Genomic DNA, 10,943 nt, shown 5'->3' on the forward strand with positions numbered 1-10,943 from the left:
ACGGCTAACCGGCGAGTGATCTCCGGTCAACAATTGGTGACGCACAGGTGAATTGCGGGGGTCCGTGAGGATCATGTGGAGGGGAACGTACGATCGATGACCGTGCAAGCTTCGGAGAACTCTTCCCGTCGTGGCCGTCGCTCCTCCACCATGGGCGGCATGCCTGTCAATGACATGCCGTGGTGGCGCTGGCGCAGCAACGTGCGCTCGGCGCTGCACATGCTCTCCGATCCCGTCTTCCAGCGGGACGTCTGGCTGGCCGGCGTGGACGGCTACGGCGACGTGACCGACGCGGTGTACCGGCTGGTCGAGGACACCTGGCTGGACCACTGGTCCGCCGAGAAGTACGTCGGCACGATCTTCCGCGACTCCCAGGAGGCGGCCCTCGTCGACACGGCCGTGCTGCGGGTGCTGCGGATCATGCACCAGGTCGGGCCGGACGCGCCGGTCGCCGCGTACCTGGAGCACCAGGCCTGGCCGGAGGCGGTCCGGGCGGCCCGGGACGCGCACGTCCGGCTCGCCGCGAGCGACGGCGAGGAGCCGGACACGCCGCCGCGCAGCCTCGAGGTGCTGCGGATCATGACGAGGTCCGCCTAGCGGGACGATTGCCGGTGGTGTCGTCCCTTGTGGGAACCTGTCCTGCATGAACGAGCAGTCCACCAGCGCCGCGGTCCCGGCCGACCAGTACGTCCTCACCCTTTCCTGCCCGGACAGGAAGGGCATCGTGCACGCCGTGTCGAGCTACCTGTTCATGACCGGCTGCAACATCGAGGACAGCCAGCAGTTCGGCGACCACGACACGGGACTGTTCTTCATGCGCGTCCACTTCTCGGCGGACGCGCCGGTGACCGTGGAGAAGCTGCGGGCCAGCTTCGCGGCGATCGGTGACTCCTTCCAGATGGAGTGGCAGATCAACCGGGGCGACGAGAAGATGCGCATCCTGCTGATGGTCAGCAAGTTCGGGCACTGCCTGAACGACCTGCTGTTCCGGGCGCGGACCGGTGCGCTGCCGGTGGAGATCGCGGGCGTGGTGTCCAACCACACGGATTTCGCCGAGCTGGTGGGCTCCTACAACATCCCCTTCCACCACATTCCGGTGACGAAGGACACGAAGGCCGAGGCGGAGGCGCGGCTGCTCGACATCGTGCGCGAGGAGGGCGTGGAACTGGTCGTCCTCGCCCGGTACATGCAGGTGCTGTCGGACGATCTCTGCAAGGCGCTGGCCGGGCGGATCATCAACATCCACCACTCGTTCCTGCCGAGCTTCAAGGGGGCGAAGCCGTATCACCAGGCTCACGCCCGGGGTGTGAAGCTGATCGGGGCCACCGCTCACTATGTGACGGCTGATCTTGATGAGGGGCCGATCATCGAGCAGGAGGTCGAGCGGGTGGGGCATGACGTGACGCCGGAGGGGCTGGTCGCGATCGGGCGGGATGTGGAGTGCCAGGCGCTGGCGCGGGCCGTGAAGTGGCATGCCGAGCGTCGGATTCTGCTCAATGGGCGGCGGACTGTGGTGTTCGCCTAGAAGCTCGGGTCGTCCCGTTGGGGGCGGGTGCGGGTGCGTGGGGGTTGGTCGCGCACTTCCCCGCGCCCCTGAGGGCATGCCCCTGAGGTCGGGTTCTACATCCGGCTCAGTGAAGCGGCGGCGTAGAGGACGTCCCTGATCGCCTCCCTGTCTCCCACCTGGCCGGCTGCCGCCTCCTGCGGGGGTACGTGGCCCGCTGCCAGGCGGCAGAACTCGACGCCGTCCAGGGCGACGTGGGCCACCTCGTGGTCGGCGGAGCCCTTGGCCGCGGGGGAGTCGAGGGGGATCAGCCACTCGCCGCCGCCCGAGCCCTCGATCTCCAGGCGCAGGCTGCGGCCGGGTTCGCCGGCCGCCACGAGGTGGCGGTGGTGGGCGGGGGCCGCGAGGCCGGTCCGCCGGCGGTGGGCCAGGGCCGTCGGCAGCATGCGGGCCGCCAGGTCGATCATGCGGTGCAGATGGCGCGGCGAGGGCGGGTCGTAGGGGTAGTCGACCGCGTCCGCGATGTCCTCGGCGTGCACCCAGCACTCGAAGGCGCGGTCGAGCATCGCGTCGTGCAGGGGCAGTTCGAAGTCGCCGTACGACACCGGCATGCGGCCGACGCCGCCGCCCGTGAAGGACACCGTGCGGACCAGGCCGTGGCTCTGTTCCCGCCAGGGCGCCCGCACCGCGCGGGTCGGCGGGAAGTGGGAGGCGCGCCAGTACGCCTCGGTCCGGGACGCCGGCGTCGGGCGCCGGGACGTGACGTCGCCCAGCGGGTCGTCCAGGCCCAGCGCGACGGCCACCAGCCCGTCGACGCTGAGCAGGTGGGCGATCACCCCGGCGACGGTGGTGCGGCGGCTCGTCGGCTCCTCGCCCCGGAACCAGCGCAGCCGTACCGGCGCGTGCCACTCGGCGTCGCCGAAGTCCTGCAGCAGGGCGTCCAGGCGCGCGGTCTCGGCGTCGTACGCGGCCGCCCAGTCCGGCACCGGGATGCGCGGCGGGCGGCGCTCCAGGCAGGTCTCCAGGACGCGGGTGCGCAGGCCCGGGTCCAGGTCGAGGCTCTCGGGGCGTTGCAGCAGCCCGACCGCCTCGCGCAGCCGCCGCGCCTCGTCGGCACACGCGCCGCACGTACCGAGGTGCTCCTCGACGGCCGTGGCCTCCTCGGCGGAGCAGGCGGCCAGCGCCCAGGCGCCGAGCAGGGCCTTCAGCACGCCGTGCTCGAACACGGGCGGTACGGGCGGCGGGGCCGCGTCGCCGAGCTCCGCCGGCGCGGGCAGCGGCAGCCCGCTGTCCTCGACGGAGGCCCGGGGCATCGGTATCCGCGGCGGCCGGTCCGGCCTCCGGCCGTCGCCCCGCCCGGGTCCGTCCGGCGCGCCGGAACCGCCGTCGTCCTGGACGCCGCTCGCGCCCCGGGCGTTGTCGGTCTCCTCGCGGTCGCCGTCTTCCCCACGGCCGTCGTGGGCATCGAACCGGTCCGGCCCGTTCACACCGCACCCCCGTATCCGGGCGGTGCGCCCGGTGCCTCGGTGTCGTGGGCGGTGGACAGCAGCTGCAGGCCGAGGCGCAGGCGGCGGCGGGCCTCGTCCTCGGTGATGCCGAGGTCGGCGGCGGTCTGGCGGTAGTCGCGGCGCTGGAAGTAGGCCCGCTCCAGGGCCGAGCGCAGCGGCACGGGCATGGACTGGACGATGTAGTCGGCGCGGGCGGCGACCGCGGCGTGGCGCACCTTGTGTTCCAGTTCCTCGGCGGTGCCGGAGCCCGCGCGGGCGAGGGCGGCGGTCTCGGTGGCGCGCAGCCGCTGCACCGCCAGCCGGTGGGTCAGCGTGGCGACCCAGGTGCGCAGCGGGCCCTGCTTGGGGTCGTAGGAGTCGGGGTGTTCCCAGACGTGGACGAAGACCTCGCGGGTGATGCCGTCGGCGGCGCGCTCGTCGCCGAGGACGCGGTGGGCGAGGCCGTGCACGAGGGAGGCGAACCGGTCGTAGAGCTCACCGAGGGCGGCCGCCTCCCCGCGGGCGAGCCGCTGCTGCATCTTGCGGTCCCAGCGCGGCGGTACGTCCTTCTTCGCCATGCGGCCCCCTCACCCCCTGCTCGTGTCCCGCTGCTCGTGTTCCGCGCCCGTGACCTGTCCAGCCTGTGCTCGCCGTCTCTCCGAATGTAGTCGGCACGTCCGGTGGCGCACGCCCCTTTGTGGCAATGTGCGCCCCCCGACGGGCCGCAGGTGGTAGGGGGTCGCGGGCACCCGCGCCGGGTTCCCCGGAGACGGCGCCTACCCACCCGTGCCCCGATCAGACCTGACTGAAGAGGATCGAACAGGATCGAAGTCGACTAAAACAAGCCTCTTCCGCGGGGGATCCGTTTTTCGGGTTGTGTTTCAGGGAAACGGCCGCTGGGCAGCCGCGCTGCAAGGAAGCGTAGGCATTGCTTCCGTTTTGGCGAGCGAGGGGCGTGGTGGTGACCTTCAAAGTGACCGGCGGCGAGCAGGGCGAATGGGCCGTGCTCCAGGTGTCGGGCGAGCTGGACCTGGTGACGTCACCGGTGCTGCGTCAGCGTGTGCACGACGTGGTGGCCGAGGGGCACCACTGTCTGGTCCTGGACCTGTCCGAGGTGTTCTTCTGCGACTCCAGCGGTGTCGGTGTGCTCATCGCCGCCCGCAGGCTGATCCGCTCCTGCCAGGGCCGGCTGCGGCTGGTGCTGCCCGCCCGGGGCGCGGCCGACGGGTCCCACGTCAACCGGGTCCTCGGCGCACTGGGCGTCCGCAGGCTGTTCGACGTGTACGGCGATCTGGACGCGGCCCTGGGCGACGAGGGCGAACCCCTGTCCGCGTGACGTAACCCACACGCACGGTAGGCCGAGTGTTGCCGTTCCGACACGCTGTTGTCCCGGAATTCCCCCGGTCTTGGCACAAGTGACGTTTTCGCGCGCCCGAACGGCCCCCTCCGTCGTACGCTCCGACCGAGACGCACCCCACCTGACGTAAGGCGGCCCGAAAGAGACATGGTCAGCAGCGAGTACGAGCGCAGGATCGCCGCCCGGTTCGCCACCTTCGACCAGGACGGCAACGGCTACATCGACCGCGAGGACTTCTACGGGGCGGCCAAGGCGCTGCTCGCGGAGTTCGCCGTGGCGGCCCGCTCCGACAAGGGACAGGCGCTGTACGGCGGCGCCGAGGCGTTCTGGCAGGGCATGGCGGGGATAGCGGACCGCGACGGCGACCAGCGCATCACGCGCGAGGAGTTCGTCAACGGCGCGGTCAAGCGCCTGCGCGACAACCCCGACCGGTTCGCCGAGATCGCCCGCCCCTTCCTGCACGCGGCCCTGGACGTCGCCGACACCGACGGTGACAGCGCGGCGACGGTCGAGGAGGCCGCCCGCGTGCTGAAGTGCCTCGGCGTCCCCGAGGACGTCGCCGGCGCGGCCGCCGCCGCGCTCGACGCGGACGGGGACGGCAAGGTCGGCGAGGCCGAGGTCGTGCCCGCCTTCGCCCGCTACTTCACCGTGCCCGAGTAGCCGCACCGGGCGCCGGGCGTCACGTGCCCGCGTAGCGCTCGCGCAGCTTGTACTTCAGCACCTTCCGCAGGGTCTCGCCCCGCGGAAGGGCGTCCACCACCTCCAGCCGCTCCGGCAGCTTGTGCACGGACAGCCCCTCGGCGCGCAGGAACGCGGTCACGGCGCCGAGGGTCAAGGCCCCGGCTCCCGGCGGCTGTTCCACCACCGCGCACACCAGCTCCCCGCGCGCCGCGTCCGGCAGCCCGATCACGGCCACGTCCCCGACCGCCGGATGCCGGTGCAGCAGGTCCTCGATCTCCTGGGCCGAGATGTTCTCGCCCTTGCGGATGATGACGTCCTTCAGCCGGCCGGTGAGCACCAGATGCCCGGTCTCCGTGAGACGCCCCAGGTCGCCGGTGCGCAGGAAGCCCTCCTCGTCGAAGGCCTGCGCCGTCTGCCCCGGGTCCAGGTACCCCCGGCACACGGCCTCCCCGCGCAGCCGCACCTCCCCGTCCACGATCCGTATCTCCATGCCCTCCGGGGGCCGCCCCTCGGTCGCCGCCAGCAGCTCGGGGGTGTCGTCCGGGTCGCCCATGGTGATCATCGGCACCTCGGTCATGCCGTAGCCGTGGGTGAGCTGCACGCCCATCTCGCGGACCACCGCGTGGTACAGCTCCGGCGGCTTCGGCGCCCCGCCGCCCGCCAGCAGCCGCAGCGACGGCACCACCGGCTCTCCCGGCTGCTTGCGCTGCTCCGCCAGGAACATCGAGTAGAACGCCGTCGACCCGCCCGCCAGCGTCACCCCGTGCGCCCGGTACGCCGCCAGCGCCTCCGGCAGCGCGAACTGCTCGAACAGCACCGCCGGGAAGCCGTACAGCAGCAGCATCACCGTGTAGTCGGGCCCGCCGATGTGGGCGTACGGGAAGGCGATCGACCCCACGTCGTCCGCCGAGGGCCGCAGCGCGTGGGCGAGGCAGGAGCCCCCGGCGAGGAGCGAACGGTCCGTGTGCAGCACGCCCTTGGGGTCGGAGGTCGTGCCGGACGTCCAGTAGATCCAGCGGACGGCGGTGCCGTCGGCGGGAGGGGGAGGCAGCACGGACGGATCGCCGTCGGGCAGCCCGTCGTAGGCCTCGAAGACGCCCTTGGCGCCCAGCCGCCGGGCCATCTCCGCGTGGTCGAAGCCGCGCCAGACGCCCGGCACCGCGAAGAACTCGGCCTTGGACTCCCGCAGCGCGAAGCCGACCTCGCGGTCCCGGTAGAAGGGGATCACCGGGGTCTGCACGGCCCCGAGGCGGGCCAGGGCGAAGGACAGCACGGCCGTCTCGATGCGGGTGGGCAGCTGCCAGGCGACCACCGTGCCGGGGCGTACGCCCATGCCGTACAGCCCGGCCGCCACCCGCTCGGCACGCGCGGCCAGCCCGCCGAAGGTGAGGGTGCGGTCGTCCTGGCGGAAGAGCGGGCGGTCGGGGGTGAGGGCGGCGCGGCGGCCGGCCAGCTCCCACAGGGTGCGGGACGAACTCAGTGCGTGCGGGGTCTCGTTCACGGATGCCCCCTGCTGCTTGGCTGACGGGTCGTCAGATGGGATGCTAACTGACGCTGCATCAGATAAGTACCGTCCGGCGGAGGGGACCCATGGCGACCGAACTGCCCCGCATCATCAGCGTCGACGACCACGTGATCGAGCCCGCCCACCTCTTCGACACCTGGCTGCCGGCCAAGTACCGCGACCGCGGGCCCAAGCCGCTGACCGCCGGGATCGGCGACCTCGCCTACATCGGCGGCAAGTACCGCATCACGATGGACCCGGACGGCCCGCCCACCGACTGGTGGATCTACGAGGACCTGAAGTTCCCGTACAAGCGCAACATCGCCGCCGTCGGCTTCGACCGGGACGAGATGACCCTGGAGGGCATCACGCGGGAGGAGATGCGGCGCGGCTGCTGGGACCCCAAGGCGCGGCTGGAGGACATGGACCTCAACCACGTCGAGGCCAGCCTCTGCTTCCCCTCCTTCCCCCGCTTCTGCGGCCAGACCTTCGCCGAGGCGCACGACAAGGAGGTCGCCCTGGCCTGCGTGCGCGCCTACAACGACTGGATGGTCGAGGAGTGGTGCGGCGACAGCGGCGGGCGGCTCATCCCGCTCTGCCTGATCCCGCTGTGGGACGTCGAGCTCGCGGTCGCCGAGATCCGCCGCAACGCCGCGCGCGGGGTGAAGGCCGTCACCTTCTCCGAGATCCCCACCCACCTCGGACTGCCGTCCATCCACTCCCGCTACTGGGACCCGTTCTTCGCGGTCTGCCAGGAGACCGGGACGGTCGTCAACATGCACATCGGGTCCTCGTCCCAGATGCCGGCCGCATCCCCCGACGCCCCGCCCGCCGTCCAGGCCTCGCTCAGCTTCAACAACGCGATGGCCTCGATGATGGACTTCCTGTTCAGCGGGGTGCTCGTGCGGTTCCCGCGCCTCAAACTGGCCTACTCCGAGGGCCAGATGGGCTGGGTCCCCTACGCCCTGGAACGCGCCGACGACGTCTGGGAGGAGCACCGCGCCTGGGGCGGGGTCCGCGACACGGTCCCCGAGCCGCCGTCGACGTACTACTACCGGCAGATCTACTGCTGCTTCTTCCGCGACAAGCACGGGGTCGCCTCGATCGACGTGGTCGGCCGCGACAACGCCACCTTCGAGACCGACTACCCGCACGTCGACTCGACCTTCCCGCACACCAAGGAGGTCGCCCTCGACCACGTCAAGGGCCTCGACGACGAGACGGTCTACAAGCTCATGCGGGGCAACGCCATCCGGATGCTGGACCTGGACCTCGACCGCTGATGGACCTGTCGTACACGCCCGAGGAGGAGGAGTTCCGGGCCCGGCTGCGGGACTGGCTCGCGCGGGTGCTGCCCGGCCTCCCGCCCAAGCCGTCCCCCGACGACTGGCCAGGGCGGCGGGCGTACGACCTCGGCTGGCAGCGCAGGCTCCACGACGCCGGGTACGCCGACGTCCACTGGGACGCCTCCCCGACGACCCGGCTGATCTTCCTGGAGGAGACCGAGAAGGCCGGCGCGCCCTACGTCGGCGCCAACTTCGTGGGGCTGCTGCACGCGGGGCCCACCATCGCCGCCGAGGGCACGCCGGAGCAGCGGGAGCGCTGGCTGCCGCCGATCCTGCGCGGCGAGGAGGTGTGGTGCCAGGGCTTCAGCGAACCGGAGGCCGGCTCCGACCTCGCGGCCCTGCGCACGCGCGCGTGGCGCGACGGCGACGCCTACGTGGTGACCGGCTCCAAGATCTGGACCTCCCACGCGGAAGTCGCCGACTGGTGCGAACTGCTGGTCCGCACCGACCCGCGCGCCCCGAAGCACCGCGGCATCACCTGGCTGGCCATGCCCATGGACACGCCCGGCATCACCGTACGGCCGCTGCGCACGCTCGCCGGGTCGGCCGAGTTCGCCGAGGTCTTCCTCGACGAGGTGCGCGTGCCGGTGGCGAACCGGGTCGGGGACGAGAACGACGGCTGGCGCGTGACCCTGGTGACGCTGTCCTTCGAACGCGGCACGGCCTTCGCCGGGGAGGTCGTCGCCTGCCGCCGCGTCCTGGGCGAACTGGCCGTCGAGGCCCGAAAGAACGGCCGCTGGGACGACCCGGCCCTGCGCCGCCGGCTGGGCAGGCTGGGCGCCGAGTTCCGGGCCCTGTGGCGGCTGGCGCAGTGGAACGTCAGCGCGGCGGAGGCCGCGGGCGGGGTGCCCGGCACCGGCGGCTCGGTCTTCAAGCTCCGCTACTCGCACGCCCGCCAGGAGCTGTACGACGCCGCCGCCGAGGTACTGGGCGCCGACTGCCTCGACCTGGACCGCCCCTGGACGCTCGACCGCCTCTCCTCCCTCTCGTACACCATCGCGGCCGGCACCTCGCAGATCCAGCGCACCATCGTCGCCGAGCGGATCCTCGGCCTGCCGAAGGGACGGTGAGCGGGCGTGCGGTTCCGACTCACGGAGGACCAGCGGGCCTTGCGGGACGGGGTGCGGGAGATGCTGGGCCGCTGCTTCGGCCGGGAGGCGCTGTGGGGGGCCGTGGCGGGCGGTGACGGCGCCGGCGTCGGTGGTGCGGACCGGGGCGGGGAAGGCCCCGCGGGCGGGCCACCACGGCTCGACCGGGCCCTGTGGCGGGCCCTCGGAGACGCCGGGTTCTTCGCGCTGCGGCTGCCGGAGGCGGACGGCGGGGTCGGACTCGGCCTGCCGGAGGCGGTGTTGGCGTTCGAGGAGGCCGGGCGGGCGCTGCTGCCCGGGCCGCTGCTCGCCACGCACCTCGCGGCCGGGGCGGTGCCGGGCGCGGCGACCGGGGAGACGGTGGTCGCGGCCGTCGACGGCACGCTGGTGGAGTGGCTGGCGGAGGCGGACGTCGTGCGAGGCGACGCCTCCGGGGCCGTGCCGCTGCGCTCGCTCGACCCGCTGACGCCCCTGCACCGCCTGCCCGCGCGACAGCCCGGCCGGGACCCCCTCGCGGCCCTCCTCACGGCGGCCGAGCAGCTCGGCACGGCGGCCCGGGTCTGCGAACTGGCCGCGCAACACGCCCGGGCGCGCGAGCAGTTCGGACGGCCCGTCGGGGCCTTCCAGGCGGTGGCACACCTGTGCGCAGGGATGCTGGTGCGCACGGAGACGGCCCGCGCCGCGGTGTACGCGGCGGCCGTCACCGCCGACCCGGTCGACATCGCCGCCGCCCGGCTGCTCGCCGACGAGGCCGCCGTGCGCGGCGCGCGCGACTGCCTCCAGGTCCACGGCGGCATGGGCTTCACCTGGGAGTCCGAGGTCCACCTCCACCTGAAGCGGGCATGGGTTCGAACCCACCGTACGGGCGGAGTTACGGAGAGTGAGGAAATTCTGGCGGCCGCTCTGATGGCCGGAGACGCCTGACGGGCCCACTGGCTGCGACGTCGTGGAATATGCCCGCGAAGATGTCGCGGATCGTGGCATACCGGGATCACGGAGCGTTGATACCGGCTTGTGTCCTCTGCGTGAGTCGTCACGGCCCGGAGTCGACTGCCCGCTCCGGTACCTTGTGTGAGATGCGAGTGGCTCTGAGCGCAGTGCGACCCAGTGGCGCCGCCTGTTCGACTGCCCGCGACGGGCGTCGCACAGTATGCCGCACAGGTACTCCTTCGCGCTGGAATATGCCCGAAGCGCTTGTTGGGGTGACTGTACGTCAACCATGCTGTCCCACAAGGGATTCACATTCCGTGATCCTTGTCCCGGCCGTTGTTCTGGCCATGCAGAAAATGGCTACGATCGTGGCCCTCGTGAGGCGCGAGCCTAAGTGTCCGCCGGTTCGGATGGTGTGAGCGGTGCAGGTGCTTCAAGTGCAGCTGGAGATCCGGCCCGACCCCGCAGAGGTGGGGCGGGCCCGGCGGTGGGCCCGCTCGCGCCTGACCGGGTCGGGCATACAGGCCGATGAGCCGCTCGCCGAGACGCTGGTGCTGCTCGTCTCCGAGCTCGTCACCAACGCCGTGGTGCACACCGGCCGCCCCGCCGTGCTGCGGCTCTCCCTGCCGCCCGCGGTGACGGAGGAGGCCACGGTCCGCCTGGAGGTCGCCGACCGCAGCGGCCGGGCCCCCGTGCCCCGGTGCGCCGACGACGACGCGACCGGCGGCCGGGGTCTCGCCCTCGTCGACGGCCTCGCCGACCGCTGGGGCTGGAGCGTCGAGAGCACCGGCAAGCGCATCTGGTGCGAACTCGACCGGTGCGCGAAGTCCCGCGAGATCACGGCGTCGTGCGGAGGCGGCGCGGTGGTGTACGGCGACGCCGGCGGACCCGCCTTCGAGGGGCTGGCGGCGTACGAGGCTGTCTAGGGGGTGTCCGCAAAGTCCCGTCGTCCGCCCGGAGGGCGGGCCCTGCGGCGTTCGGTGCGTGCTCTCGGCGTGCCGGGCGGACGCCCGCGTACTGGTTGTACTCGGGTGTTCGCCCGGTGC

11 protein-coding genes are annotated in these 10,943 nt (G+C 72.4%); 8 read left to right on the forward strand and 3 right to left on the reverse strand.

Features of this window, described 5'->3' with window-relative positions:
- Positions 1 to 96: 96 nt before the first annotated feature.
- Both ABZ948_RS24615 and purU read left to right on the forward strand, forming a co-directional pair.
- Entirely contained in the window at positions 97 to 597 is a 501-nt protein-coding gene (locus ABZ948_RS24615) for an SCO4402 family protein (protein ID WP_359762910.1), read from the forward strand.
- Positions 598 to 643: 46 nt separating this feature from the next.
- Positions 644 to 1,525, forward strand: coding sequence for a formyltetrahydrofolate deformylase (gene purU / locus ABZ948_RS24620; protein ID WP_359762912.1), 882 nt, complete (start codon positions 644 to 646; stop codon positions 1,523 to 1,525).
- 95 nt (positions 1,526 to 1,620) lie between these two features.
- Here the strand turns inward: purU and ABZ948_RS24625 are convergent, their stop codons facing one another.
- Complete coding sequence (locus ABZ948_RS24625) at positions 1,621 to 2,991, reverse strand: zf-HC2 domain-containing protein (protein WP_359762914.1); 1,371 nt, start codon at positions 2,989 to 2,991, stop codon at positions 1,621 to 1,623.
- Positions 2,988 to 3,569 carry a sigma-70 family RNA polymerase sigma factor gene (locus ABZ948_RS24630; RefSeq protein ID WP_359762916.1) on the reverse strand — a complete coding sequence of 194 codons (582 nt, stop codon included), beginning with the start codon at positions 3,567 to 3,569 and terminating at the stop codon, positions 2,988 to 2,990. Before ABZ948_RS24630 ends, ABZ948_RS24625 begins: the two co-directional genes overlap by 4 nt.
- A 377-nt stretch (positions 3,570 to 3,946) precedes the next feature.
- Between ABZ948_RS24630 and ABZ948_RS24635 the strand changes: the two genes are divergently transcribed.
- Positions 3,947 to 4,327 carry an STAS domain-containing protein gene (locus ABZ948_RS24635; protein ID WP_010035749.1) on the forward strand — a complete coding sequence of 127 codons (381 nt, stop codon included), beginning with the start codon at positions 3,947 to 3,949 and terminating at the stop codon, positions 4,325 to 4,327.
- Between the two features lie 168 nt (positions 4,328 to 4,495).
- Positions 4,496 to 5,008: an EF-hand domain-containing protein gene (locus ABZ948_RS24640; protein ID WP_359762919.1), complete on the forward strand. Its 513-nt coding sequence runs from the start codon at positions 4,496 to 4,498 to the stop codon at positions 5,006 to 5,008.
- A 19-nt stretch (positions 5,009 to 5,027) separates the two neighbouring features.
- On the opposite strand, the gene ABZ948_RS24645 is transcribed toward ABZ948_RS24640, so the two are convergent.
- Positions 5,028 to 6,530, reverse strand: coding sequence for a class I adenylate-forming enzyme family protein (locus ABZ948_RS24645; protein ID WP_359762921.1), 1,503 nt, complete (start codon positions 6,528 to 6,530; stop codon positions 5,028 to 5,030).
- Between the two features lie 89 nt (positions 6,531 to 6,619).
- Here ABZ948_RS24645 and ABZ948_RS24650 point away from each other — a divergent pair, with 89 nt between their 5' ends.
- From ABZ948_RS24650 to ABZ948_RS24665, 4 genes are all read left to right on the forward strand, one after another.
- On the forward strand, positions 6,620 to 7,816 hold the full coding sequence (locus ABZ948_RS24650; RefSeq protein WP_359762923.1) for an amidohydrolase family protein: 1,197 nt from the start codon (positions 6,620 to 6,622) through the stop codon (positions 7,814 to 7,816).
- Positions 7,816 to 8,949, forward strand: a complete 1,134-nt coding sequence (locus ABZ948_RS24655) for an acyl-CoA dehydrogenase family protein (protein WP_359762924.1) — start codon at positions 7,816 to 7,818, stop codon at positions 8,947 to 8,949. The genes ABZ948_RS24650 and ABZ948_RS24655 overlap by 1 nt, the downstream gene beginning before the upstream one ends.
- A gap of 6 nt (positions 8,950 to 8,955) precedes the next feature.
- Complete coding sequence (locus ABZ948_RS24660) at positions 8,956 to 9,891, forward strand: acyl-CoA dehydrogenase family protein (RefSeq protein ID WP_359762925.1); 936 nt, start codon at positions 8,956 to 8,958, stop codon at positions 9,889 to 9,891.
- A gap of 443 nt (positions 9,892 to 10,334) precedes the next feature.
- A complete protein-coding gene (locus tag ABZ948_RS24665; RefSeq protein ID WP_359762932.1) occupies positions 10,335 to 10,823 on the forward strand; it encodes an ATP-binding protein in 489 nt (162 codons plus the stop codon).
- Positions 10,824 to 10,943 lie beyond the last annotated feature (120 nt).

Source organism: Streptomyces olindensis (assembly GCF_040645895.1).
GTDB lineage: Bacteria > Actinomycetota > Actinomycetes > Streptomycetales > Streptomycetaceae > Streptomyces > Streptomyces olindensis.